This window comes from Pseudomonas brassicacearum (assembly GCF_918698105.1).
GTDB classification, from domain to species: Bacteria; Pseudomonadota; Gammaproteobacteria; order Pseudomonadales; family Pseudomonadaceae; genus Aquipseudomonas; species Aquipseudomonas brassicacearum_F.
Genome location: NZ_CAKKMI010000034.1, coordinates 1 through 24,984, shown reverse-complemented (window position 1 = coordinate 24,984; position 24,984 = coordinate 1). Strand labels below are relative to the sequence as shown.

The following is a 24,984-nucleotide window of genomic DNA, read 5'->3' as shown; positions in this document are numbered from 1 at the left end:
GTTCCAGAGGTCTGCTTACACCCGGGCCAAACTGAACCTGCAACAAACAAGAAAAAGACCGTGCCAACATGTCAGAACCGACCTTACTGAACAAAGAAATCCGCGACTGGTTGATGGACTGCGGTCTGTTCGACCAGTTGCTGCCTGTCGACTTCGCCGCCGCGTCGGGCTATTTCAGCATCAGCGCCATTGCCGAGGGCGAGGCGATTTTCCGCGAGGGCGATGCCGGCAGCTTCATGTGCATCATCCACACCGGCCAGGTGGCTGTGCAGAAAACCGGCCCCGACGGCCAACCCGTGACCATCGCCACGCTGCGCAGTGGCCGGGCATTCGGCGAAATGGCCGTGCTCGACGGCGAACGACGCTCGGCCAGTTGCATCGCCGCAAGCAATTGCCAGTTGCTGAACCTGGGCAAGGACTCCCTGGAAAAAATGCTCAACGACGCCCCCAAGATCGCCGCCAAGATCATCCGCGCCCTCGCCGTCTCCCTGTCCAAGCGCCTGCGCATGGCCGATGGACAGTTGTTGTCGCAGCAGGTCTGACAGCCAGACCACAATACCTGTGGGAGCGAGCTTGCTCGCGATAGCGTCGGGTCAGTTGGTATCAATGTTGACTGATACACCGCCATCGCGAGCAAGCTCGCTCCCACAGGCTCTCGATCTATCCCCCCGGCGACTTGGCCTTCACCGGCTTGGGCTCCATGCCCGGTATCGGCTGGTCCTTGGGCGGCTTGGGCATTTCGATGGGTGGCAGCAAGGGCGGCCCGCCACTTCCGCTGCCGGCCTTGGGCACACCGCTGGGCGTGACCGGCGGGTACGGCATCGGGGTCGCGGTGCCAGGCGACCCGGGGATGCTGGGCGGGTTGACCGGAATCGTCGGTTGTTGAGCCTGGGCGCAACTTATTGAGAGCGCCGCCAGGGCAATGGCCGTTAGAATGATGCACTTCATCAATGGCTCCGTGGCTATTGTCTGTTTTAAGGCTAGTCGTTACCGCGCGGTTTGCCCTCCTACGAGATTTCCATGAAACGTTTCGTTCTGCTCGACACCACGCCCATCCCTGATAACGGCGGTGCCCTGTGCCTGTTCGAGTACGGCGAAGACTTCGTCATCAAGATCCAGGGCGGTGACGGCGGGCAGTTGATGAACACCCGCATGCACGGTTCCGAAGACGCCCTGGCAGAGATTCCTTGCCGCAAGGTCGCCGGTCGTCCTGGCTCGCGCGTGCTGATCGGCGGCCTGGGCATGGGGTTCACCCTCGCCTCGGCCCTCAAGCACCTGGGCAAGACCGCCGAAGTGGTGGTGGCCGAACTGGTGCCCGGCGTGGTGGAGTGGAACCGTGGCCCCCTGGGTGAAAAAGCCGGGCGGCCGCTGTCGGACCCGCGCACAGTGATCCGCATGGAAGACGTGGCCAAGGTGCTGCAAGCCGAACCCCAGGGTTTCGACGCGATCATGCTCGATGTCGACAATGGCCCGGAAGGCCTGACCCAGAAAGCCAACAGTTGGCTGTATTCGGCGGGAGGCCTGGCCGCCTGCGCCAAGGCCCTGCGGCCCAAGGGCGTGCTCGCGGTGTGGTCGGCCAGCGCTGACCGGCAGTTTTCCGACAAGCTGAAGAAGGCCGGCTTCAAGGCCGAAGAGGTGCAAGTGTTCGCCCATGGCAACAAAGGCACCCGCCACACCATCTGGATTGCCGAGAAGCTCAAGGGCTGAGCTAAACTCTGTCCAACCGTCATCCGTCTTGTCTACAAAGGTGAACCCATGAGTTCGTCAACGCCACCGTCCAACACCGCCAAGCTGGACCGCATCCTCGCCGATGCCCAGCGCGACCGGGAGATGGGCTACCGCGACAAAGCCCTGAAAATGTACCCCCATGTCTGTGGCCGCTGCGCCCGTGAGTTTTCCGGCAAGCGCCTGAGCGAGCTGACCGTTCACCACCGCGACCACAACCACGACAACAACCCGCAGGACGGTTCCAACTGGGAACTGCTGTGCCTGTACTGCCACGACAACGAGCACTCGCGTTATACCGACCAGCAATATTTTGGCGACGGCTCCCTGAGCACCCCGAAAATCGCCAAGGCAACCCACAACCCCTTCGCCGCGCTGGCCGGGTTGATGAAGAAGGACGAATAATCCAGCCATAGGGCGAGCCCCGTTTTGTGGGAGCAAGGCTTGCCCGCGATGAAGCCGATGCGGTCTCTCAGACACCGAGGGGCCGGTTCGCGAGCAAGCTTTGCTCCCACAGACTTGTGTGAACCACACATCTCGAACCTGACCACCCTCCCCCATTCCCCGTATAATCGCGCCTTTTCCCCAAAGGCACCCCGCCCGTGGCCAACAAACGCTATAGCTGCATCGGTCTGTTCAACCCCAAGTCACCGGAAAACGTCGGCTCGGTCATGCGTGCCGCCGGCTGCTACGGCGTGGCGTCGGTGTTCTACACCGGCAAGCGCTATGAGCGTGCCGCCGACTTCGTCACCGACACCAAGAAAGTCCACTACGACATCCCGCTGATCGGTATCGACGACCTGAAGAAAATCCTGCCCCTGGGCTGTGTGCCGGTGGCCGTGGAACTGGTGGAGGGCGCTCGCCCACTGCCCGAATACACCCACCCGGACCGGGCGCTGTACATTTTTGGCCCGGAAGACGGCTCGCTGGACAAGGACATCCGCGACTGGTGCGAAGACGTGGTGTACATCCCCACCACCGGCTGCATGAACCTGGCCGCCACCGTCAACGTCGTGCTGTATGACCGCATGGCCAAAGGCAACAACACCCGTTCGGGGCCGCAATTCCGCTGATCGGTGCAACATTCGATTGAACAAGGCAATCGCTCGGGCAGTCAGTTTTATACCAATCCCCACACTGGAGACAGATCATGAGCGATAACAATCCGTTCGAGCCGATTGAGACCACCCCTTTCCAATCCCATCCGCCACAAAACGTGCATGGCTGGGAACGCATTGGCTCACTGGCCGGCGGTGTGCTGATGATGGGCAAGGGCTTGCGCCGTGGCGGTGTGCTCGGCCTGGCTCAACTGGCGATCGGCGGCATGGCGCTGGCGCGGGGGATCACCGGGCATTGTTCGGCCAAGGCCTTGTTGGAAAAGAACCGGCAGAACCTCAGCAACGCCCGCGCCCGCATCGAACAGGCCGGCGATGAGCTGAGCCGCCTGAAGGCCAATGCCGAGGCGGCGACTGGCACGGCTACGGTGACGGGGAATGATTCGTTGAATTCGCCCAAAGTAGGGCTTTGATTTTTTGCGGTGGGGCTGATGGCCTCATCGCGAGCAAGCTCGCTCCCACACTGGATCTTCAGTGGACACACCCTTTGTGTACGACTTGATCAATGTGGGAGCGAGCTTGCTCGCGATGGCGGTGTCACTGAAGCAACCGGGTATCCAGCACAGTGGAGGCCCCACCCAGGACGCTCTCACTGAGCTGGACAAACTCCTTGGTATCCACTGTCTCCAGCCGCATCGCCCCCTGCAGCACATCATCCAGCGAACGCTTGTTGTGGGTTTTGAGGCGAATCTCGCGGTCCAGTTCCTGCAACAGCAACACCGCCTTGGCCACTGCCGCGGGGCTGATCTGTTCGCCGCGCAGGGTGGTGATGCCCTTGCTGTCGCGGGCGAGCCGGTCATTGAGGGTCTGATAGCGCTCATCACTCAGGCCGCCGGCGCGGCGCAGCAGCTCGATGGCGTAGTACTCGGTCAGTCCCTCGCTGATCCAGTCGCTGCGTTCATGATCATTGACCCGGGCCAGCGCCTGCACCAACTCGCGCAACAACGGGCTACTGCCCCGCTCGCTGACCAGCGGCGGACGGCTGTGCAGGTAGATCGAGTCGTGACCGGCCTGGGCGCCACGCCACAACGGATCACCGGCGCCGACAATCAGCAACTTGGAAGGATGACGCGGCACCAGCGCCTGTACCTGCGGCCAGACGAATGTCAGCAGCGTCAGCACATCCATCCGGCGCATGCCCTGGCCCTGGGGCGAGGCCACCGTCACTTCAGTTTCGCCCAGGCGGGTGCGGCGGCTGCCCAGTTTGCCGGCGAGCATCCAGCCTGTCGGGCGGTCGAACAGGCGCGAGGGGTTGTCGATGCGAAAGCGTTGCTTGCCGATACGCGGCCAGGGCGTCTCGATGCTTTTCCAGCCATTGGGCAATTCAACCTCAAGACGGGCCACCAGTTCGACGCCGTCCTGCTGGTCGAGCTTGGCCGACGGCACCAGGTCGTCGCCGCGCAGCAAGGCCCAGGTCGGGGTCATGCGGGTTTCAAAAGTGGCGTTCTTGCGCGCATGGCTGATGCGCACGCGGTAGCTCAGGCTGGCCTTGTCGGCTGCCGGCCGCCAGACACCGCGCGCCTCTTTGCCGGGGGTGAGTTGCCATTGGCCGTCGGCCTTGAAATCGCTGTAGCGACTGCCGTCGCCGAGGTCAAAATCCAGGCTGCGCACCGCCGAACCCCGGGCCAGGGTCAGGCGCACTTCGGCCTGATCGCTCTGGGGCAACAGGTGCACGTGATAATCCAGATCGACTTTCTGCGCCGCCCACAGCGGCCCGCACATCGCCAGCAGCCCGGCGGCCAGCGTCCGTTTCAATCCTGCAGCCATGGGTTCTCCCTGGAGCGCGCCGCCCGACGGCTCAGCCGGCGCGGAAAATCAGATGATCTTCCCAATCGTCTTCCGGCACGCTGCCTTCGGCCAGCATGCGCCCGGACTGGGAAATGCGTTCGTGGTGCACGGCATCGTGATCACCGCAGACCAGGTGGTGCCACAACGGCAAGTCCTTACCCTCGCTGACCAGCCGGTAACCGCAGGTCGGCGGCAGCCATTTGAACTCATCGGCCTTGCCCGGTGTGAGCTGGATGCAGTCGGGGACAAAGTCGCGGCGGTTGGGATAGTCGGTGCACTGGCAGGTTTTCAGGTCCAGCAGTTTGCAGGCGATGCGCGTGTAGTAGACGCTGTTGTCGTCTTCGTCTTCGAGCTTTTGCAGGCAGCACAGGCCACAGCCGTCGCACAGCGATTCCCATTCCTGCAGATCGAGCTGATCGAGGGTTTTGCGTTTCCAGAACGGTTCGACTTTGGCGGCCATGGCTCAAGCATCAACATCAGGTGGTGAAAAGGCCGACAGTCTAGTGCCCGGGCCTCTTCAGGCCAAGCATTGGCGACTGTCGGTAAGCCGGGGCTTGTCAGGCCGGGCGGCGGGACGTAGGTTGCTGCATTGTCTTCCCAAACCCCTGCCAGGTAAGCCCATGAGCGCCAATCCCCGCATTGCCGACTACGCGATACACCCTCAATTCATCGAACGCTGGTCGCCCCGCGCCTTTACCGGCGAGACCATTGCCGAAGAAACCCTGCTGGGCTTCTTCGAAGCTGCGCGCTGGGCGCCGTCGGCGTACAACTCCCAGCCGTGGCGTTTCCTGTATGCGCGCCGCGACACGCCGAATTGGGAGCGTTTTTTGGGCCTGCTCAATGAATTCAACCGCAGTTGGGCGCAACACGCTTCGGCACTGGTGATCATTGTGTCGAAAACCACCTTCGCCGTGCCCGGCGCCACCGAAGAAACCCCAGCGCAGTCCCACACCTTCGACACGGGCGCGGCCTGGGGCCACCTGGCGCTGCAAGCCAGCCTCAGCGGCTGGCACACCCACGGCATGGCCGGTTTCGACCAGGAACTGACCCGCAAGGAACTGAAGATCCCGCAAGGCTACGCCCTGCACGCCGCCGTGGCGATTGGCAAGCTGGGGGACAAGTCGACACTGGCCGAGTACCTCCAGGCCCGCGAAGTCCCAAGCCCACGCCGGCCGTTGAGCGAACTGGTGGCAGAAGGCGACTTCAGCCTGTAACCCCATTTTGTGACCGCTGAAAAACCACTGTGGGAGCGAGCCTGCTCGCGATCGCGTCAGATCAGCCACTTTGATGTTGACTGACACTCCGCTTTCGCGAGCAGGCTCGCTCCCACAATTGGTTCTGTGGCTAACGCATTTCCTGTGCCCACTGAAGACCCGCTGTGGGAGCGAGCTTGCTCGCGATCGCGTCAGATCAGCCACTTTGATGTTGACTGACACTCCGCTTTCGCGAGCAGGCTCGCTCCCACAATTGGTTCTGTGGCTAACGCATTTCCTGTGCCCACTGAAGACCCGCTGTGGGAGCGAGCTTGCTCGCGATCGCGTCAGATCAGCCACTTTGATGTTGACTGACACTCCGCTTTCGCGAGCAGGCTCGCTCCCACAATTGGTTCTGTGGCTAACGCATTTCCTGTGCCCACTGAAGACCCGCTGTGGGAGCGAGCTTGCTCGCGATCGCGTCAGGTCAGCCAACATTGATGTCGACTGATGCACCGCTATCGCGAGCAAGCTCGCTCCCACAATTGGTTCTGTGGCTAACGCATTTCCTGTGCCCACTGAAGACCCACTGTGGGAGCGAGCTTGCTCGCGATCGCGTCAGATCAGCCACTTTGATGTTGACTGACACTCCGCTTTCGCGAGCAAGCTCGCTCCCACAATTGGTTCTGGGGTTAACGCATTTCTTGTGGCCACTGAAGACCCACTGTGGGAGCGAGCTTGCTCGCGATGGCGTCAGGTCAGCCAACATTGATGTCGACTGATGCACCGCTATCGCGAGCAAGCTCGCTCCCACGGTTTGATAGGGGTTAGCTTCAGTAGCCCCGGCTGAAATCCACTTCCCCGCGCAGCGCTTCGCCCGCCTGGTAAGCCCGCAGGTTTTCCAGGAACAACTGCACCATCATCGGTGGCGAGGTCGGTGCCGAGCTGTGGCCGGTCAGCAGCAGGCCCCAGGCGGTCCAGAAGGGGTGACGCTGCGGCAGCGGCTCCTGGCGGCAGACGTCGATCACCGCACCGGCCAGGTGCCCTTCCTTCAGGGCTTGCACCAGGTCCGCATCCACCACCGCCACGCCGCGGCCGACGTTGATGAACAACCCGGTCGGCTTGAATTGCTTGAACAGCGCTGCGTCGTACACATCATGGGTATCGGGTGTGTTGGGCAGCAGGTTGATCACGTAATCCGCCTCGCCCACCAGGCGCGGCAGATCCTTCAGCGCCCCGACCTCGATGAACGGTGCCATCGCCCGGGCTTCGCGGGCGACGCCATACAACTGCACACCGAACGGCACGAGGAACTGCGCCACACGCTGGCCGATGTCCCCCGTGCCGACGATCAGCACCTTGCGCCCGGCCAGGCCTTGCCCCTGGCGGTTGTCCCACTTGCGCTCGACCTGGCTGACCAGCCGCGCCAGCACCTCGCGTTCATGGCCGAGCATGTAGGTGAGCACGTACTCGGCCATCACCTGGCCGAAAATGCCCACCGCACGGGTCAGGCGGTAATTGCGCGTCAAGCCCTCGGCCAGCAACGGCGTGATACCCGCCCAGGTCGATTGCAGCCAGCTGGGTCTATGGCCCTGACGCAACAGGGTGGCCAGCAGATCAGGCTGGCCGAGCCAGACCGGGCAATCGGTGGCCAGTCGCGACAATTCGGCGGAGTCACCGCTGGTCAGGACCTCAATATCGGGGGCCGCCTGACGCAGAAGCTGGGCGTACACCGGGTGATCGTGTTCGGCAATCAGAACGCGCATGAATCCAACCTTTCAAAAACAGTGCAGACAACCGCCGACAGAGTGTCGCTCCATCCCTGCGATCGTCGTCAATAAACCATTCCAGTGTTGTTCCGCAGGCACCCAGAACAGGTGCCTCAGAGACCGTCAGACCGGGTCGTTGCGGCGCAACAACTCTTCGGGCAAATGCTCGATGTACTCGTCTTCGGCCGGCGGCATTTGCAAGTGATAGCCCTGGGTGTCGAGGTTTTCCAGCACCTTGTTGATGTCCTCCCGAGACAGCGCCCGCTCGGGGCTCAGCACCAGGTCGAAGGCATGGATCGCCTTGCCAAAGGCGGCCATCAGCGGTTCAGGTACTCGCTCCAAGGCATCGCTCTTGAGCACATACAGGTACATCTCGTTTTTCTTCGAGCTTCGGTAGATGGAGCAGATACGTTTCAAGGCTGTTCTCCGGCAGTGGCCAGGCTGTCGAGCAGCGCCTGGCCCATCAATTCGCGGCGCCAGCCACGCAGCGAATCAGGCAATTGGTAAGGGCCCTCGGGAAAGCCGCTCTTGATCAGCGCTTCGAGGGTTTTCTTGCGCAGCATCAGCTCCGGGGCAATTTCCAGGCGCTCGGCTTCAGCCTGCCCCAGCGCCCGCAGACGCTTGACCAGGGCCGAGGCCTCGATGGGCAATGGCTCGGCCACGGCCGGCGGCCACTGCTCGGGCGGCACGCTGGCGGCGCGCTGGATCAGGTCCAGCAGAAACTGGCCGTCCTGGCGCACGGTGCGCGGGTGCATGTCTTCGATCTTCGCCAACGCGCCGAGGTTGTCCGGCTGGGTGCGGGCCAGGGGCCACAGCGAATGCTCGCGAATGATGCGATTGCGCGGCAGGTCACGGGCCCGCGCCTCGCGTTCGCGCCAGGCGCACAGCTCGCGCAGCACGGCCAATTGGGCGCGGGACAGTTTCCAGGCCAGCTTGGCCTCGCGGTAGACCTCGTACGGGTCGACTTCGCGACGCAGGTTGGCCACCAGTTCGGCACCGTCCTCCAGGACCCAACGGTATTTTTCGTCAGAAAGCTTCGGGCGCAACAGTACGAAAACTTCTGCCAGGTGCACGGCATCCTCTGCCGCGTAGCTGATCTGCGTCTCGGACAGGGGCCGTTGCAGCCAGTCGGAACGGGTCTCGCCCTTGGGCAACTCGATACCCAGCACTTCCTGCACCAGCCGCGAATAGCCCATGGAGAAACCCAGGTTCAGGTAGGCGGCGGCCAGTTGAGTATCAAACAGCGGCGCAGGCAGGCTGCCGGTCAAGCGCAGCAGCACTTCAAGGTCTTCGCTGCAGGCGTGCAACACCTTGAGCACCGCCGGGTTTTCCAGCAGCGCGGCCAAGGGTTGCCAATTGTCGATGGTCAAGGGGTCGATCAGGTAGGCACGCTTGCCGTCGCCGATCTGCAATAAACCGGCAATCGGGTAAAAGGTGTCGACCCGCATGAATTCGGTGTCGAGGGCGACGAATGGCAACTGCTGCCACTCGGCGCAAAACTGACCGAGGCTATCGTTGTCGCGAATCCAGTGAATATCGATGGCCACACGGCTCTCCCTTGAAGAATGGCGCGCAGTATATATCGCCGCTGGCGATTGCGAGCATCCATAGAGCAGCAGCCTAAGAGAAATCGCCTGCGAAAAAGCAAGAATAGTCCTACATCAGGACTTATCCGGTCTTACGCAATACATAAACACGCGTCAGCGCGAAACCGGGCAGGAAATCCTGATACCAGAGCACGCTAAACCCGGCCTGGCGAAACTCGGCTTCGAGATCGGCCTTGTCGGCCAGGCTCCGTTGCGGCGCCTGGCCGATCTTGAGGCGTCCTTCGATTTGCACCGAAACGATCACCGTGTCGCGACTGACTCGATGAAATTCGCGCAACAGCGCCAGGCGATGCTCGCTGGCGCTGACGTGGCGAAACAGTTGCAGACAACAAATACAATCCACCGCGTTGGCCGACAGCCCGATGGTGAACGCCGAACTCGGGAAGGTCTTGACCCGTTGGAGCAACGCGCCGCCATGGTGGGTGAGCGCATGTTCGAGTGTGTCCGGCGACGGGTCCGCCGCCAGGATCACCCGGTTGGCGTGCTCGGCCAGCACCGGCCAGAACCGCCCCGCGCCACAGGCCACATCCAGCACCAACCCGGGCTCGCCCGCCACTTTCAGGGCGTTGCGTACCATGTGTTCGTCACGCCAGAACGCCAGGCGCAATCGTCGAGGCGCTGGCCGACAGCAGACCTGCGCATGTTCCTGGTCATGCTGCCTGGCAAACTCAAGCTCGACGGTGGAAGGGGGTAGCCCGGACATACGAACGGCTCTTGGAATTGGATGGATGACAGGTTAAACAACGCTGCGTGAAAAAAAAGTCCAGGCCATCACTCCCGCGCCAGGACACCGTCAATCACTGCACCGCGACAGCTGGCAAACAGGTCCAGGTCCCGGTTGTAGACCTGGCTGTTGACTTCCAGCAGCCCGAGCATCGAGTGAAACAGGTTGTCCTGGCTCAAGGGCTTTTGCCGACTCAGTTGCAGGCAATGGGTGTCGACCGAGAAAGACTTCTGATAGCTGTCGGAAAACCAGGCAAGCATCGCCACATGTTTCTGTTGCTCCGGGGCGAGCATGTAGGGCGTGCCATGGAGAAACAGGTTGTATTCGCCCAGGGATTCACCATGGTCCGACAGGTAGAGCATGGCCGTGTCGACCTTGTCCTGGTTGGCCCGCAGCAGATCGATCAGGGTCGAGAGCACATGATCGGTGTACACCAGGGTGTTGTCGTAGCCATTGACGATGCTCTCGCGGCTGCAATTGTCCAGCGCGTTGCTTTCGCACACTGGAGTGAAATGCTCGTACTCCTTGGGATAGCGCTTGAAGTATTCCGGCCCGTGGCTGCCCATCTGGTGCAGCACCAGCACGGTGTCCTTGTCGAGGGTGTCGATGAAATGCTGCAAACCCTGGAGCAGGATCTCGTCGCGGCACTCACTGTTGGCGCACAGGGTCGGGTCCTTGAGATTGCTCACATCCTGCACGGTGACCCGGTCGCAGGTGCCCTTGCAGCCGGACTGGTTGTCGCGCCAGATCACCTGCAGCCCGGCGCGCTTGAGCACATCCAGCAAACCCTCTTCATTCTTGGCGATACTGGCGTCGTAGTTCTTGCGCCCCATGTTGGAAAACATGCAGGGCACCGACACGGCGGTTTCAGTGCCGCAGGACTGCACGTCGGTGAAGGCGATCAGGCCGGCCTCTTTGTCCAGTGTCGGTGTGGTATCGCGGTTATAGCCGAGGATGCCGAAATTCTCGGCCCGGGCACTCTCGCCCACCACCAGCACGGTCAGGGATTTGCGGCCATGGGTTTGCCAGGCGGGGTTGCGGCTCGCGTCCTGGCCCAGGGCGATGAATGGCTGCTTGGCCGACGCGACCTGCTCACGCAAGTAGCCGAACGAAGCACCGATGTAATTGCTCGGCACAACCATCAAGCGCAACTCGTGGTGGTTGCGAAACAACGAAGACAGGCCTTGGTAGTTGACCAGGGCGACCGCGCCGATCACTGCGGCCGAGGCCACGCCGACCAGCAACTTACTTAATAATTCTTTGGGCCAGCGACGGTAGTTGATCGGTGTCTTGAACAATAACCAGCAAGGCAATATCCCCAATAACCCGATATAAACAAACAACTTCAACGACAACAGATCACGAACTTCCGAGGCATTGGTTTCAGCAAAGTTGCGCAACATGCCAGCGTCGATCAACACGCCGTATTGGGCCATGAAATACGCCACGCCAGCGCTGATCAGGAACAACAGCATCAGCACGGGCTTGAGCAGCGGACGAAAGGCCACGAGCGTCAACACCAGGTTGAACGCGCTGAAAATCATCAGGCCAAATGCCAGGCACATCAGCAGGCCACGCGCATCAGCCGTAGTGATCGCCAGCAAGTGTTGCCAGAGCACGATGTTGAAGCCCACTAATAAAAAGGCACTGGCGACCAGTGTCACCCACTCGGGGCGCACGGCTTTAATGGTCAGCATGATGGTTGACGGTTTCCTGAAAGTTGCTCTTTGAAAAAGAAGTGCCGCAGGAAAATGTGAAAATTTCATTTCCTACGGCAACGCAAACTTTAGGTAGCCCACCATCAATTTTTCGTGAAAAACTTGCTACTAAATAATTATTTAAAAAACCGCTGGCCAGCCGGTTTCAGGCCTGATTCAGATACCAGCGCCAGTCCTGCTCCCCGACTTCCCCCATGAATTGACGGTATTCGGCGCGCTTGACCGCCAGATAAACACCAAGAAACTCATCGCCAAACGCCTCCCGCGCCCAGGCCGATGTCTCAAGGGCTCGCAGGGTAGTGAGCCAGTCAGTGGGTAGCAGCGCAGTCGCCTGGGCGTAACCGTTGCCTTCGACAGGTTTCCCGGGATCGCACTGTTCGCGCAGGCCACGATGAATGCCAGCCAATATCGCCGCCGCAGCCAGGTAAGGGTTGGCATCGGCGCCGCAGATACGATGCTCGATGTGCCGTGAGAACGCCGGGCCGCCCGGCACCCTCAGGCTCACGGTGCGGTTGTCCACGCCCCAGGTCGCCGCCAGCGGTGCGTAGCTGTTGCTTTGGAATCGCCGGTAGGAGTTGGCGTTCGGACAAAACAGCAACAGCGAATCGAGCAAGGTGTCGAGCATCCCACCCACGGCCTGGCGCAACAGTGGCGTGCCGTCGGCGGCATCACTGGCAAACAAATTATGGCCATCGCGGTCCGCCAGGCTGACATGCATGTGCATGCCGGAGCCCGCCAAGTGTTCGAACGGCTTGGCCATGAAACAGGCCTGCATGCCGTGCTTGTGGGCCACGCCCTTGACCAGACGCTTGTAGCGCACCGCTTCATCCATGGCTTGCAAGGCATCGCGGCGGTGTTCGAGGGTGATCTCCACTTGTCCCGGTGCGTATTCGGAAATGGCGGTCCGGGCCGCAATGCCTTGCAGCTTGCACGCAGCGTAGAGGTCGGCCAGGAACGGCTCGATCTGCTCCAGCTCGCGCAAGCCGTAGACCTGGGTAGCACGCGGTCGGCCACCGTCGGCGTCCCGCGCCGGTTGTGGCCGGCCTTGGCTGTCGCGTTGCGCGTCCAGCAAATAGAACTCCAGCTCCGCGGCCATCACCGGGTAATAACCGTCGGCCTGCAAGGCCTCGATCACCTGGCTGAGCAGATAACGTGGATCGGCGACGGTCGCCGGCAGGCCTTCCTGGGGATGCATGCTGACCTGCACGGCGGCGGTGGGAATCAATCGCCAGGGCATGCGCTGCAAGCTGCCGCTGAGGGGATAGGCGCGGCAATCGATGTCACCGACGTCCCACACCAGTCCGGAATTTTCCACATCATCACCACTGATGGTCAGCCCGAGAATCGTACTGGGCAGTGGCCGGCCACTTTCGAAGACCGCCAGCAACTCGTCCCGATGCAACAACTTGCCCCGGGGCACGCCGTTGTTGTCGAGGATGAACAGCTCGAACAGTTCGATATCAGGGTTCTGCGCAAGAAACGCCTGGGCGTGTTGCACGGGTGCGAAAGAAATCTTGGCAAGGCTCATGAGAAGGCTCGTATTTCCGTGTCGGACGGGCGACAAGGCACCGTCTGTCTGCGCTCGCCAGTGAGCGAGCACCGTGAATGATCAACAGGAAATGCGCGTATCTGGAGGACGGGCGTGACGGCAGTGCCAGAGCGCCCAAAAGGCCAGCTCGGAGGGCAACGCACTGAGGGTGGGGGCCATGGCAGGAGTGAACCGGCCGACCGGATCGACCGCGGCAGATGAAGGGTAATGGAATGCCAGGGGCCAACTGTCCATGAGCACATCACAAGAAATATATCGGGCAAGCGTCCCACGGCGTCCTGGGCGGTTAAACCTGGATTTGATGGAGCTTGGATCGCGGCGAGCTAAACATAGGCAAACCAAACAGTCGTTGATCGACACGTCGTGTTCGCTACATTATCTGTCCCGTTCCCGACCATGAAAGCGCCTGCCTGGCATTCTCCTGGCACGATCGTTCCGCTAGGATCGTCAGCCTGGTTTGCGCAAAATCCGCGCAAGGAGCACAGCGAGAGACAGAACGGATGCTGAACAGTAACTCCCTCAGAAAGCTCGACATGCAAGACCTCATGGTGTTTAGCGCCGTGTACGAGCAAAGCAGTGTCACCGGCGTGTCCGAGGCATTGTGCGTCAGTCAGTCAACCGTCAGTTATTGCCTCAAGAAACTGCGAACCTGTTTCGAAGACGAGCTATTCATCAACACCCGCACCGGCATGCGCCCCACCTACAAGGCCGAGGGCATGTACGACCATGTGCGCGCCATTTTGCAAAGCATCAACCTGTGCCATGCCGGCACACCCACCTTCGATCCGACCCGGCAAGCCATTACCTTCAATATTTGCGCGCCGGAATATTTCGAACAACTGATCCTGCCGCAACTGCTGCAAGGCTTCGATTACGCCAATCTGCCGGTGGTGGTAAACGTGCACAAGCTCGAAGCCGACATCCCCGCCGAAGAATTGCGCGACGGCAGCCTGGACCTGGTGATCTGCTTCGGTCCGAACTTCCACAGCAACCATGCCGATTTCAAATCCCGGCAGTTGCTGGAAGAGGACCTGGTTTGTGTCGTGGATAAACGGGCGACGCCCCTTGAGCCGCAACTGAGCCTTCAGTCTTTCGTACGGCGCCGACATGTATTTCCGACGCCCTGGTCGTCAACGACCAACATGGTGGACGGCTGGCTGTCGCAGCAGGCGCATCAACGCCAGATTGCCGCCCGCGCCAACAGCTACAGCGCTGCATTGAAGATGATCACCGGCACCGACTTCATCCTGACCCTGCCCCGCCGGATCCAGAAATTGCTGGCCAACGAGGCGATCTTCAATCATCACGAAGCGCCCCAGGGTTTGCCGGGGTTCACCCTGAACATGCAGTGGAGCTTGGCCGCCGATCAGGACAGTGCCAACGCCTGGCTGCGCGAACAGATCATCAAGGCCTGCGCCGCCCGCCACACCTGATCGTCATCAACCGATCAAGGCCTTGGCATACGGACCTCGATCGATGTCGAGGATTTCCACGCACAGTTGCACGCTAACGCCGGCCGGCCAGGGCCCCAGTTCCTGGATCACGGCCAACAGGCTATCGGCCAGCTGTTTCTTGACTTCCGGCGAGCGACCGCTCAGCAAAGCCAGCTTCACGTGCACAAAACCACGCTCGCCCAGCCCCGTGCCCACCCGGAAAGTCTCGAGCTTCACGGCCCGGCTCTTGATGTCCAGCTCGGCGGCAAATTGGCCAGAGGCCACCAGCGCGTTGTTCAGGCGCAGCAATACGACATCGGCCTTCAGCTCAGGCAGGTTGGCGGTGTACTCCATGTGCAGGTGAGGCATGTGTTCGACTCCGATTCGAAATATGACGAGGGGATTTCAGCCGTCACAACCTTACCTCGACTTTAAACGTTGGGGCAGGTTTTGTTTCGCTGCGAGCCGCTGTCAGGGTCGCGCCAAGACTCCACGCTCGCCCATGAAGGCTTCCAATCGCGACCGCAACCAGCGCTCGGCCGGGTCACTGTCGACATGGCTCAGCCAGACCATGGACAAATCCAGGGTCGGGGTCTTGAAAGGAAAGGGTTCGTTGAACAGTTGCCCTGAAGCCGCCATGGCGGCGGCGGTATAGTCCGGCAGGCTGGCGATCAGGTCCGTGCCAGCCAGCAACGCCGGCAATGCGCTGTATTGTGGCACCGACAGCACGACCTGGCGCGTGCGTCCGATCTCGGCCAGCCACTCATCGGCAAACCCGGCGACGTTCGCGGTATGGGAGACCAGCACATGAGGCCGCGAGCAGTATTCGTCCAGGGTCAGCGGCGTGTCCGACGCATCGGCGCGCAACACGCGGGGCTGGATGTGTCGCAACAGTTTGCGCTTGGCATTGGCCGGCAGACCGCGCGTCTGGCTGATGCCCACCGTGATGTCGCCCGATGCGAGCAAATCGGGGATGCGCCAGTAATCGACGTGCTGGACCACAAACACGATTTGCGGCGCCTCTTGCCGCAGGCTGCTCAACAGGGGCGGCAACAAGCCGAACTCGACGTCGTCCGACAGGCCGATGCGAAACGTCATGGTGCTGTGGGTGGGATCGAAATCGTGGGTCAGGCTCAAGGCCACCGACAGCGAATCGAGCGCCGGGGAAAGATGCCGGATGATTTCTTCAGCCCGGGCCGTCGGCTCCATGCGGTGGCCGACGCGAATGAACAACGGGTCGTTGAACATTTTGCGCAAACGATTGAGGGCCGAGCTGATGGTCGGTTGGCCCAGGAACAGTTTTTCCGCCACCCGTGTCACGTTGCGCTCGAGCATCAACGTTTCGAAAACCACCATGAGGTTGATGTCGGCCTTGCGCAATTCGTTGCGGTTCATCCACTGCCCTCGATTCCCTGATTGGATGCAGTGTAGAAACGCCGGGGGTGTGCGTCTATGCGCAAAAAGTCCGGGCGCCTATGTAGGTGGCGAGGGAGCTTACTCCCGCTTGGCTCTGTAGGAGCTGGCGAAGCCTGCGATCTTTTGATCTTTCGCTTGAGACTCAAGTGTTTGGGGAAAGATCGCAGCCTCGTTGCCCTCGACAGCTCCTACACAGCGTCTACGGGCGCAGCCCAGTGGAGCAATCGCTGGCCCAAGTGGGAAAGACTTACCTCACGGTCAGCGATTTCAGCCCCAGCGCCATGACGCGTTCATCCCCCCCCAACCCCAGCGCCTTGGGACTGATGGCATCGGGTAAATGGAAATGCACGCGCAACCGCCCATCCACGCCCATCGCCTCACGAATGGCCGGTGTCAGGGGCAGTTCGAAGGTGTTGTCCTGCAGGCGCGTGAACTGCGTCGACAGCGCCGCCACACCGTTGATCGACACGTCCACTCGCTGGCGCGCGTGCTGGGGCTGCACGAACGCTGCCGCTTCGATCGAGAGGACGCGCGCCTCTGGCGGTATGCGCAAGGCAATCTCAGCCTCGGGCCCTTCCGACCAGGTGCCCCAATCCTCGACACGTCCCCAGCCACTGGCCAACATCGCGTTGATTCGGCTGAACATCTGGCGCTCGCCGATTTTCACCCGCACGTCCAACGTCTCATCGGCAAACGGTGGGCATTGGGCACATGATTTCCAACCCGGCGCCAACACCACGAGGCCATCGATACGGGTCAACAGGTCGGTCTGGCGGTTGACGGTCTTCGCCGCCTGGAGCGCGGCGCCAGGGTCGAGGATGTACAGCGAATCCGCCGCATACTCGCCACTGGCAAGCATCTGCGCGGCGCGGCGCTGGGCTTGTTCGATCTCCCGGGTGCCCATGCGTCCCAGGTACACACCATCGGTTGCCAGGCCATGCGTCAGGGCGTATTGACTGGTCAGCAGCCAGTTGTCCGGCTGGTTCTGCGGCAGCAGCGTCCGGACTTTCGAATAATGACCGGCCGCACTGGCCCAGAACGGATCATTCATGGACGTGGGCCAACTGGAGGCGGCCGGCATCATCCGGCTCTGGCGCAGGCCTGCCCATCCAGCGCGGGTATCGAGGACTTGCACCAGCAGGGCGATGGCCAGCAGACACACCGCCGCCCGTGGCTTGTTGCCGCGGATCACCAGGAAAATGACGACAAATACGATAGCGTAGAACACCGGCCAGAACATCCGGCCGGCCGCGCGAAAGACGTTCGCCAGAAGCTCAAGGGGCCTGGGCAGCCAGTAATGCAGATTCAGCATGCCGATGCCGAGGTGGTTGGTCAGCGAAAACAGCGTCAGCCCGAACAATGCCAACAGCAACAGTCGCCTGTGGCGTACGGCATTCGCCAAACCGGTGTTGCCTTGCAGCAACGCCACGCCGGCGCAGATTGCCAGCATGAGGACGCCCAATCCCAGGTAATTGAAACCCTCGTAGTCCCCGGGGCCCTGGGGCATGTCGCGCAAGGTGTGTGACCAGCCGCTGGGGTTGACCAGCGACATCACGTTCAGGCGATACAACCCATAACCGCCCGCCACAGTCCCGCCACCCACGCTGAAATAACCCGCCTGCCAGCAGCAGAACGCAACCAGCACAAACAAACCGCCCAGCTCGATCAAGGCATCGCGCCGGGACAACCGGCCCTTGATGGCCTGGCTGGCAAGGTCAGCCAGCCAGATCAGCGCCACCATGGCCAACAGGTAGGCATGCACCAACGCCGTCGCGGCCAACAGCACACCCCAGGCCAGCCGTCGCTTCTGCAAACCAGGCATCAGCGCCAGGTACAAGGCCGCCAGGATCAGGAAATGCCCGGATAGCGACAGATGCCCGCCCATGCGCAGAAACATCGGCGGCGAAAACACAAACAACCCGGCGCCCAACAGCTTGATCCACAGTGACGGTGTCAGCAGACCGACCAATTTCCAGGCGAACCAGGCTTGCAGGATGAAACAGGCCAGCAACCACAGGCCAAAATACTGGAACGTCTCGGGCAGCCAGGCACTGAAGGGCTTGAACAGGAACGCCAGCAGCGGGTTGGAATCGGAAAAAATGATGCCGTTGCCCAACTCCAGACCATAGGAAGGGTTCATGCCCAACGGAAAGGTCCAGGGTGAATTGCGGAAAAACGCCCAGCCCATGTAGTGGGTCGCCGCATCGCCCTCCCCCAACCAGCCGATGTTCGTCGGATCCAGCACCCGCGGGCCGATCACCAGCAGAAACGCCAGCGCCCCCAACAGGATGGGCAACAAGCAAACCCAATAACGCTCACTACGAACGGTCATCGATACGTCCAGAAATTATGCAGGATGAAGGTGAACACCGGGATAATCAGCGCCACGGCCGCGATGCCCGCCAGGTAATCCAGGCCGACGCTTTGGGCCACCCAGGCCACCAGCATCGCCAACCAGAACCCACCGATCGAGACCACCACGAAACGGCCGAGGGTGCGGCCATGCAAGCGGCTGGAAAAGCTCCAGAGGGTGTTGACCAGGTACGACACCACGGTCGCCACGACAAAGGCGAAACCATTGGCCAGTGGCGGGTTTGCCAGGATCAGGTGCACGAACAGCACGGCAGCCAGCACATGCACCGCGGTCACGACCAGGCCGGTGACGGCAAAGCGCAGGGCACGGCGCAGCAATGGCGAGTGCGTCCAGGTCACGGCTTCTGCGCCAGGCAGAACACCGTCAGGCCGGCCATACGATTGGCGCCCATGAACGGACGCTCCAGGCTGCACAGAGACCACAACACGCCATTGACCAACGGATGATGCCGCGCCAGCTGTGATTTGGCCGGGGCGCCGGACGCCTTGCGCTGCAGCAGGCGCAGGCCGGCAGCAATGGGAAATACCAGGCCGAAGTAATACGCACCTTGCTGGACCTGCAGACCGGCCTGCGCCACGACACTTTCCAGCTGTTTGAGGGTATAGCGGCGCTTGTGCTCGAGAAAATCATCATGCCCGCTCCAGAGAAACTGGAACGCCGGCACGGTGATCAGGAAACGGCTGCCGGAGGGTACTTTGTCGACGTAGGCCTTGAGCAGCCCCACGTCATCGTCCACATGCTCCAGCACGTCCATCAGCAACACCAGGTCAGCGTCGAGCGTGTCGATGGCACGGCGGTAGCGGACCGGCTTACCGGCGGTGCTGGCGTCGGAGTCGGCCGGGTAACTGATGTCCACGCACCAGGCCTGGGCCGTTGCGGTATGGGTCAGCAGGTGATGGGAAAAAAAGCCCGACCCGGCGCCCACGTCCAGCAGCGTACTGGCCGAGAAACCCTTGAGCATGTGCAGCATGGCGCGTGCTTTCGACCGGTAGTACCAATGCTGCTCGATATCGGGCCCGAGGATATCGGTTTCCTTGAGGTCCATGGTCAGTCCTTGGCGTCATAGATGCGCCGCACCAGGAAAACCGGTCGGCGCTTGGATTCGATGTAGGTACGGCCCAGGTATTCCCCCAGCACGCCGATGCCGATCAGTTGCAACCCGCCCAGGAACGTGACCGCCACCATCAGCGAGGCATAACCCGGCAGGTCCACCCCGGAAATCAGGGTCCGCAGCACGATGAAGATGGCGAATGCAAAGGACACCAGCGAGACACAAAGCCCCAGGTACGTCCAGATACGCAGCGGTTCGGTGCTGAAGCTGGTGATGCCTTCAAGGGCAAAATTCCACAGGCGCCAGCCATTGAACTTGCTTTCACCGGCGGCCCGTTCAGGTCTGACGTAGTCCACGTAGGTGGTGCGAAATCCTACCCAGGCAAACAGCCCTTTCATGAAGCGGCGCGATTCAGGCAGGGTTTGCAGGGCATCGACCACGCAGCGATCCATCAAGCGAAAATCGCCGACATTCTCCGGCAGCTTGTGGTCGGCGATTTTATTGTGCAGCCGGTAGAAGCCGTTGGCGGAAACCTGCTTGGCCCAGGAGTCGGAGTCGCGGTTAATCCGATGGCCCAGCACCACTTCGGCACCGTTGCGCCAATGGGCGATCATTTCCAGGATCACTTCGGGAGGGTCCTGCAAATCGACATCGATCGGCACCACCGCCTGGCCACGGGCGGCTTGCAGGCCGGCACTCAACGCCGCCTCCTTGCCGAAGTTGCGACTCAGGTCGACGACTCGGAGGCGCGGGTCGGTCTTCTGCCGTTCCAGCAGCAGCGCCAATGTGTCGTCCACGCTGCCGTCGTTGACGAACACCAGCTCCAGGCTCACCAACGTTTCATGGGCAAAGACCTGATCGATCCTGGCCATGAACACATCAATGGACTGGACTTCGTTGTAGACCGGAATGACAAGCGAAAGCGCTAGACGACCTTGCAGATCCGTTCCTGGATATTCAGTCACTTGATGGCTCTTTTTCTTATAGTGTTTGCAGTCCCATCGGGCTTCCCGCCCTGGGCGTCGAAACGTATTAAGCAGGACCGAGCAGGGCAACGCAAGGATCAGACCTGAACTTCTGGCAGACCACATGTTCGCAACATGACTTTTTTTATCCAGATGGTCGAATACCCGATCCGGCCTCATATCCAGCAATATTTCATAACCAATGGAAACGAATTTCCCATAGCCAAAACCACCCACTTGGCTAGGCTGGCAGCCACATGTCCAACGCATGTCATGACTGAATGAATCGCAGGGAGCGAACCGATGTATTTTGAAATCTATCGACAGACCCGAGGCACCCCGAACACCGGAAAAGGCCAATGGCGCTGGCGCTTGAGAGCCGGCAACCACGAAACGATCGCCAGTGGCGAATCCTATGTGAACAAGAGTGACTGCCTTCACGCCATCGGGCTGATCAAGAATGTCCTGGATGAAACGCCGGTAAAAGAGATCTGAACAGCCCTGTGTGATATTGGCCTGAACTCAATCTCACTGGCTTGTTTGAATCATTGTGGCGAGGGAGCTTGCTCCCGCTGGGCTGCGAAGCGGCCCTATGATTTTGCGGTCGCTGCGCAACCGAGCGGGAGCAAGCTCCCTCGCCACAGGTTATTCGCCTCAAGTAACCAGTGTTGCAGCCTGAGCTTTTTTACTGTGACGAAGGTCATCCGGCAGGTAGGGTATACGGACAAAAGCAGGAGGCCTGGTGCAATGACTCGATCCATCCACAACCACGACTGGCTGGTGCGGGCGCCCGAATCGAGAAGAATGGAGCGCATCGAGGCTTATTTCAGCGGGCATGGCTACACCACCCATCGCCATGACACCTACGCCATCGGGATCACGCTTTCCGGCGTGCAGAGCTTCAACTATCGCCACAGCAAACGCCATAGCCAGCCCGGCGGCACCATCGTCCTGCACCCGGACGAGGTGCACGATGGCGAAGCCGGGACGAGCGAGGGTTTTCGCTACAGGATGTTCTACATAGAACCGTCGGTGATCCAGCAGGTGCTGGGAGGCAAGCCATTGCCCTTCATCGAAGGCGGATTGTCCAGCGACCCGCGCCTCAACATCGCGACCCGTCGACTCTTGAACGGCCTGGATCATCCCCTCGATCCGCTGGAGGAAGAGGACGCCATCTACGACGTGGCCCAGGCACTCGACCTGGCCGCGGGCAGTCGACGCGGACGGCGGCTGATCGACTACCCGGCGGCGGAGCGTGCCCGCCTGTTCATCCATGATGCCCTCGACCAGGCAATCACCCTGGATGACCTGGTGCAGGCCAGCGGCCGGGACCGATGGAGCCTGTCCCGGGATTTCCGGGCGCTGTACGGCACCAGTCCCTATCGCTACATCACCCAGCGTCGCTTGAACGAAGCCCGGCGCCAGGTATTGCATGGCATGCCATTGAGCGAAGCGGCTGTGGCCTGTGGTTTTTTCGATCAGAGCCACATGACCCGGCTGCACACCCAGGCCTTCGGTATTTCACCGGCACGCTGGCTGAAAATGCTGCGCTGAAGGCAGAGGCTGCGCTCGGCTAAAAAGCTGCACGATCATCCAATACGCCCCCGGGCTCCGACAGTAAGGTACGACTCACCACCCACCTGAGGAGCATGCCTCGATGACCCACTACGTCCCCATCAACTTCGCTCAGAAATACGCACTGTTCCACGAACAATGGGCACCAAAAGTCGTGGCCGAAATGAATGACTACCAATTCAAGATCGCTCGGCTCGAAGGCGAATTCATCTGGCACACCCATGCCGACACCGATGAAACCTTCATCGTGCTGGAGGGCGAGTTGCGCATCGATTTTCGCGACGGTGCGGTGACTATAGGGCCGGGCGAAATGTACGTGGTCAAGAAAGGTGTCGAGCACAAGCCCAGCGCCGCTCACGAAGTGAAACTGCTGTTGATCGAGCCTCGCGGCGTCCTCAATACCGGCGAACAAACCAATGAGCGAACCGCAGTCAATGATGTGTGGATCTGACTGAGCCAGGCTCAATCGTATTCAGCTTCCTGGTGATCGCCCAACAACCGCCGCTGACGAGGTGTCGCGGCGGCCAAGACCACAGGGTTGAACTGCCAGTGCAGATAAGGTGAGAACTTCTGCGCGACCATCCGCCGGCCGTAGTGCACCTGGAGCATGTAGCGCGTGTGGTCGGCGGTCCGGTTATCGCTGCCTGCGTGCCATAACTCACTGCGCAATACCAGTACATCGCCCGCCCGGCACAACACCGGCTGCGCAGAGCGCCCTTGCCACTGCGTTTCGCCCTTCACCGGCGCGCGGCCGGCCTTGTGGCTGCCCGCAATGACCTGGGTCGGGCTCAAGTCGGCGTCGATGTCATCCAGGTAAAACTGCGCGGTAAAAACCTGCATCGGCAGTTCAAAGGCAGGGTCGGCTAACAGCCCTGGCGGCATTTGCATCGCTAGATAATCCAGGTGCAACGGCGCCCCGGTAAAACCGGGATGACAGCGCCAGGCCGTTTGGCCGATGACATGGCAATCATCGCCCAGGGCCGCCTCGGCCAGTTCGATCACCCCGGCCACCTCCAGGAACGGCAGCCAGAACGGATCGCGATTGAACACGCATTTGTAATGATCGATGACGCCGCTGTAGTCCCAATGCTGGGGCTTCAACTGATCGATGGCGTGGCGCAGGTCGGCGATCTGCCGGGCATCCAACACACCGGGCATCAGGACGAAACCGTCCTGATGCAGGGCTTGCAGTTGCTCGTCAGTGGACACGACACCCCCTGCTTCAGGTGCGGAAGCGGCCGGTCAGTTCTGCCAGGTTTCTCGACAGGCTGGACAGCTGTTGGCTGGCCTGCATGCTCTGGGCAGAGTTCGCGGCCGCTTCGTTGGACAAGTCACGAATGTCGGAGATGTTACGGGCGATTTCTTCGGTGACGCTGCTCTGCTCCTCACAGGCGTTGGCGATCTGCGCGGCCATGTCGTTGATCCGCTGGATCGAGCCACTGGTGCCACTGAGCACCTGATCGACACCTGCCGCACGTTCGACACTGTCACGGGCCTTGCTACTGCCGACCTGCATGGCTTGCACGGCCTTGGCGACACCGCTTTGCAGCCGCTCGATACGCACCTGAATGTCCTTGGTCGAATCCTGGGTGCGCGCCGCCAGGGCCCTGACTTCATCGGCCACGACAGCAAAACCGCGGCCTTGCTCGCCAGCCCGGGCCGCCTCGATGGCAGCGTTGAGCGCGAGCAGGTTGGTCTGTTCGGCAATGCCCCGGATCACTTCGAGCACGGCGCCAATACTGGAGGTTTCCTGGGCCAATGCCTCAATGGTGCCCGAAGCGCTCTCCACTTCCTGGGCCAACTGACGGATCGATTCGATGGTGCTGTTGACAACCGCAGTGCCGTCGCGAGACTGACTGCTGGCTTGCTGGGCGGCGTCCGAAGCGTTCACAGCATTGTGCGCCACCTCATGCACCGCGGCGCTCATCTGGGTCGCAGCGGTACTGACCTGGTCAAGCGCCGCGTGTTCGCTGCTGATCAACTTGTCATTGGTCGCGGCCATATTGGCCATGGCCCGCGCGGCGGCGTCCACCTCTCCGGTCACGCGGCCCACTTCGGCAATCAACGGCTGCAGCTTATCGAGGAAACGGTTGAACGCACTGCCAAGCTGGCCCAACTCGTCGGCCGAACGTACCTCCAGACGGCCCTTCAGATCGCCACCGCCCTCGGCGATCTGTTCGACACGGTGCAACAGTCGACGCATTGGACGCAGCACGACCATTGGCAAGGCCACAATCAGCAGGATGCAACCCAGCAGCCCCACCAACAAGATACCGCCCTGCTGCACTCCAACCGCCTGGCCATGGTCAATCGCCGCTTGCCCCTCGCGCAGCGACGCTTCGTCTTCCAGCTCGCCCAGCTTGTCGATGGCATCGCGCATGGTGTCGAACTTACTTTCACCGTCACCAAAACTCAGCGCACTGGCCGCCTGGGGATTGCTCGCGGCCTGCTCGACCACCTGCCGCGAAACCTGCGACCACTGTGTAAAACGGTCATTGAACTGACTGACCAGCGCCAACGCCTCGGCACTTGGCTGCATCGCGGCATATTTCTGCACACGGTCATAAGCTTGCTTCAGATTGTCCCGATGACTGGCACGCAGCGCCTCGGAATGACTGCCCGCATTGCCCCCAAGCAAGCTGCGCTCGGCAACAAAGGCCTGGTAGAGATCACGATCGGCGTTGAGCAACAGGCTGATGGCCGGCAGGTAGCGCTTGGTCAACTGCGTGCTGGACTCCGTCACCTGACCGATGCCACGCATGCCCGACCACCCCATCAGCACCAACAACAGCGCCAGGAACGCAATGGGCAGGGTGATTTTCCAGCGAAAGCCCAGATCGGCAAAAAACCGCGGCATGGGGTGACACTCCTTTCATGGGGATTAACTGACCTATCGGCAGCCATGCCTTGAGCTATAGACCATTAGTCCAATTGTTACAAAGCTTTGGGTGTTTGGAACGCTGTGGTTATGCGGGTTATGGG

At 61.1% G+C, this 24,984-nt stretch carries 27 protein-coding genes and 1 pseudogene; 10 read left to right on the top strand and 18 right to left on the bottom strand.

The genetic code is table 11. From position 1 onward, the window contains the following. Positions 1-68 precede the first annotated feature (68 nt). Positions 69-542 (top strand): cyclic nucleotide-binding domain-containing protein, encoded by a 474-nt coding sequence (locus LQ215_RS15330; RefSeq protein WP_003184242.1) that lies wholly within the window; start codon positions 69-71, stop codon positions 540-542. Positions 543-660: 118 nt separating this feature from the next. On the opposite strand, the gene LQ215_RS15325 is transcribed toward LQ215_RS15330, so the two are convergent. Then, positions 661-948 carry a hypothetical protein gene (locus tag LQ215_RS15325; RefSeq protein ID WP_230151068.1) on the bottom strand — a complete coding sequence of 96 codons (288 nt, stop codon included), beginning with the start codon at positions 946-948 and terminating at the stop codon, positions 661-663. 72 nt (positions 949-1,020) lie between these two features. Between LQ215_RS15325 and LQ215_RS15320 the strand changes: the two genes are divergently transcribed. The 4 genes from LQ215_RS15320 (at position 1,021) to LQ215_RS15305 (ending at position 3,253) form a co-directional block, all read left to right on the top strand. Next, positions 1,021-1,707 carry a spermidine synthase gene (locus LQ215_RS15320; RefSeq protein WP_003184244.1) on the top strand — a complete coding sequence of 229 codons (687 nt, stop codon included), beginning with the start codon at positions 1,021-1,023 and terminating at the stop codon, positions 1,705-1,707. 48 nt (positions 1,708-1,755) lie between these two features. After that, positions 1,756-2,130, top strand: coding sequence for a YajD family HNH nuclease (locus tag LQ215_RS15315; RefSeq protein ID WP_003184246.1), 375 nt, complete (start codon positions 1,756-1,758; stop codon positions 2,128-2,130). 197 nt (positions 2,131-2,327) lie between these two features. Next, positions 2,328-2,798: an RNA methyltransferase gene (locus tag LQ215_RS15310; RefSeq protein ID WP_003198862.1), complete on the top strand. Its 471-nt coding sequence runs from the start codon at positions 2,328-2,330 to the stop codon at positions 2,796-2,798. A gap of 77 nt (positions 2,799-2,875) precedes the next feature. Then, positions 2,876-3,253, top strand: a complete 378-nt coding sequence (locus tag LQ215_RS15305; protein ID WP_230151066.1) for a YgaP family membrane protein — start codon at positions 2,876-2,878, stop codon at positions 3,251-3,253. Positions 3,254-3,377: 124 nt separating this feature from the next. Here the strand turns inward: LQ215_RS15305 and LQ215_RS15300 are convergent, their stop codons facing one another. Continuing rightward, positions 3,378-4,607, bottom strand: coding sequence for a hypothetical protein (locus tag LQ215_RS15300; RefSeq protein WP_230151064.1), 1,230 nt, complete (start codon positions 4,605-4,607; stop codon positions 3,378-3,380). A gap of 31 nt (positions 4,608-4,638) precedes the next feature. After that, on the bottom strand, positions 4,639-5,088 hold the full coding sequence (locus tag LQ215_RS15295) for a YcgN family cysteine cluster protein (RefSeq protein WP_230151062.1): 450 nt from the start codon (positions 5,086-5,088) through the stop codon (positions 4,639-4,641). Between the two features lie 160 nt (positions 5,089-5,248). Here LQ215_RS15295 and LQ215_RS15290 point away from each other — a divergent pair, with 160 nt between their 5' ends. After that, positions 5,249-5,842: a nitroreductase family protein gene (locus LQ215_RS15290; RefSeq protein ID WP_230151059.1), complete on the top strand. Its 594-nt coding sequence runs from the start codon at positions 5,249-5,251 to the stop codon at positions 5,840-5,842. An 812-nt stretch (positions 5,843-6,654) separates the two neighbouring features. Here LQ215_RS15290 and LQ215_RS15285 read toward each other — a convergent pair. The 6 genes from LQ215_RS15285 to LQ215_RS15260 all read right to left on the bottom strand — a co-directional run bounded on the left by LQ215_RS15285 (position 6,655) and on the right by LQ215_RS15260 (position 13,152). Then, complete coding sequence (locus tag LQ215_RS15285) at positions 6,655-7,587, bottom strand: D-2-hydroxyacid dehydrogenase (RefSeq protein WP_230151056.1); 933 nt, start codon at positions 7,585-7,587, stop codon at positions 6,655-6,657. 126 nt (positions 7,588-7,713) lie between these two features. Then, entirely contained in the window at positions 7,714-8,007 is a 294-nt protein-coding gene (locus LQ215_RS15280; protein ID WP_003198853.1) for a YcgL domain-containing protein, read from the bottom strand. Further along, positions 8,004-9,137: a ribonuclease D gene (gene rnd / locus LQ215_RS15275; RefSeq protein ID WP_003198851.1), complete on the bottom strand. Its 1,134-nt coding sequence runs from the start codon at positions 9,135-9,137 to the stop codon at positions 8,004-8,006. Before rnd ends, LQ215_RS15280 begins: the two co-directional genes overlap by 4 nt. Positions 9,138-9,258: 121 nt before the next feature. Continuing rightward, the gene (locus tag LQ215_RS15270; protein WP_230151054.1) at positions 9,259-9,900 is read right to left on the bottom strand and encodes a class I SAM-dependent methyltransferase; all 642 of its coding nucleotides are present in this window, start codon (positions 9,898-9,900) and stop codon (positions 9,259-9,261) included. Between the two features lie 68 nt (positions 9,901-9,968). Further along, entirely contained in the window at positions 9,969-11,618 is a 1,650-nt protein-coding gene (locus LQ215_RS15265) for a phosphoethanolamine transferase (protein ID WP_230151053.1), read from the bottom strand. Between the two features lie 166 nt (positions 11,619-11,784). After that, a complete protein-coding gene (locus LQ215_RS15260) occupies positions 11,785-13,152 on the bottom strand; it encodes a glutamine synthetase family protein (protein WP_230151129.1) in 1,368 nt (455 codons plus the stop codon). Between the two features lie 536 nt (positions 13,153-13,688). Between LQ215_RS15260 and LQ215_RS15255 the strand changes: the two genes are divergently transcribed. Then, positions 13,689-14,621, top strand: a complete 933-nt coding sequence (locus LQ215_RS15255; RefSeq protein WP_230151051.1) for a LysR family transcriptional regulator — start codon at positions 13,689-13,691, stop codon at positions 14,619-14,621. A 6-nt stretch (positions 14,622-14,627) separates the two neighbouring features. Here the strand turns inward: LQ215_RS15255 and LQ215_RS15250 are convergent, their stop codons facing one another. The 6 genes from LQ215_RS15250 to LQ215_RS15225 form a co-directional block, all read right to left on the bottom strand. Further along, a complete protein-coding gene (locus LQ215_RS15250; RefSeq protein ID WP_230151050.1) occupies positions 14,628-14,990 on the bottom strand; it encodes a 5-carboxymethyl-2-hydroxymuconate Delta-isomerase in 363 nt (120 codons plus the stop codon). Positions 14,991-15,092: 102 nt separating this feature from the next. After that, positions 15,093-16,016 (bottom strand): LysR family transcriptional regulator, encoded by a 924-nt coding sequence (locus LQ215_RS15245; protein ID WP_230151047.1) that lies wholly within the window; start codon positions 16,014-16,016, stop codon positions 15,093-15,095. A gap of 268 nt (positions 16,017-16,284) precedes the next feature. Next, positions 16,285-18,369, bottom strand: coding sequence for a DUF6311 domain-containing protein (locus tag LQ215_RS15240; RefSeq protein ID WP_230151045.1), 2,085 nt, complete (start codon positions 18,367-18,369; stop codon positions 16,285-16,287). Continuing rightward, positions 18,366-18,749: a GtrA family protein gene (locus LQ215_RS15235; protein WP_230151041.1), complete on the bottom strand. Its 384-nt coding sequence runs from the start codon at positions 18,747-18,749 to the stop codon at positions 18,366-18,368. Before LQ215_RS15235 ends, LQ215_RS15240 begins: the two co-directional genes overlap by 4 nt. After that, positions 18,746-19,456 (bottom strand): class I SAM-dependent methyltransferase, encoded by a 711-nt coding sequence (locus tag LQ215_RS15230; RefSeq protein WP_230151039.1) that lies wholly within the window; start codon positions 19,454-19,456, stop codon positions 18,746-18,748. Before LQ215_RS15230 ends, LQ215_RS15235 begins: the two co-directional genes overlap by 4 nt. 2 nt (positions 19,457-19,458) lie before the next feature. Beyond that, the gene (locus tag LQ215_RS15225) at positions 19,459-20,427 is read right to left on the bottom strand and encodes a glycosyltransferase family 2 protein (protein ID WP_230151036.1); all 969 of its coding nucleotides are present in this window, start codon (positions 20,425-20,427) and stop codon (positions 19,459-19,461) included. 303 nt (positions 20,428-20,730) lie between these two features. Between LQ215_RS15225 and LQ215_RS15220 the strand changes: the two genes are divergently transcribed. The 3 genes from LQ215_RS15220 (at position 20,731) to LQ215_RS15210 (ending at position 22,453) form a co-directional block, all read left to right on the top strand. Continuing rightward, positions 20,731-20,922, top strand: a complete 192-nt coding sequence (locus LQ215_RS15220; RefSeq protein WP_230151033.1) for a YegP family protein — start codon at positions 20,731-20,733, stop codon at positions 20,920-20,922. Between the two features lie 252 nt (positions 20,923-21,174). After that, positions 21,175-21,981 (top strand): AraC family transcriptional regulator, encoded by an 807-nt coding sequence (locus LQ215_RS15215; protein ID WP_230151030.1) that lies wholly within the window; start codon positions 21,175-21,177, stop codon positions 21,979-21,981. A gap of 103 nt (positions 21,982-22,084) precedes the next feature. Continuing rightward, positions 22,085-22,453 carry a cupin domain-containing protein gene (locus LQ215_RS15210; protein WP_230151027.1) on the top strand — a complete coding sequence of 123 codons (369 nt, stop codon included), beginning with the start codon at positions 22,085-22,087 and terminating at the stop codon, positions 22,451-22,453. An 11-nt stretch (positions 22,454-22,464) separates the two neighbouring features. Here LQ215_RS15210 and LQ215_RS15205 read toward each other — a convergent pair whose 3' ends face one another. The 3 genes and pseudogenes from LQ215_RS15205 to LQ215_RS29775 all read right to left on the bottom strand — a co-directional run. Next, positions 22,465-23,211: a phytanoyl-CoA dioxygenase family protein gene (locus LQ215_RS15205; protein ID WP_230151024.1), complete on the bottom strand. Its 747-nt coding sequence runs from the start codon at positions 23,209-23,211 to the stop codon at positions 22,465-22,467. A gap of 13 nt (positions 23,212-23,224) precedes the next feature. Beyond that, positions 23,225-24,004: a methyl-accepting chemotaxis protein gene (locus tag LQ215_RS29780; protein WP_436839581.1), complete on the bottom strand. Its 780-nt coding sequence runs from the start codon at positions 24,002-24,004 to the stop codon at positions 23,225-23,227. A 78-nt stretch (positions 24,005-24,082) separates the two neighbouring features. Beyond that, positions 24,083-24,859 (bottom strand): annotated as a pseudogene (locus tag LQ215_RS29775) (MCP four helix bundle domain-containing protein); the annotation flags it as partial. Between the last annotated feature and the right edge of the window lie 125 nt (positions 24,860-24,984).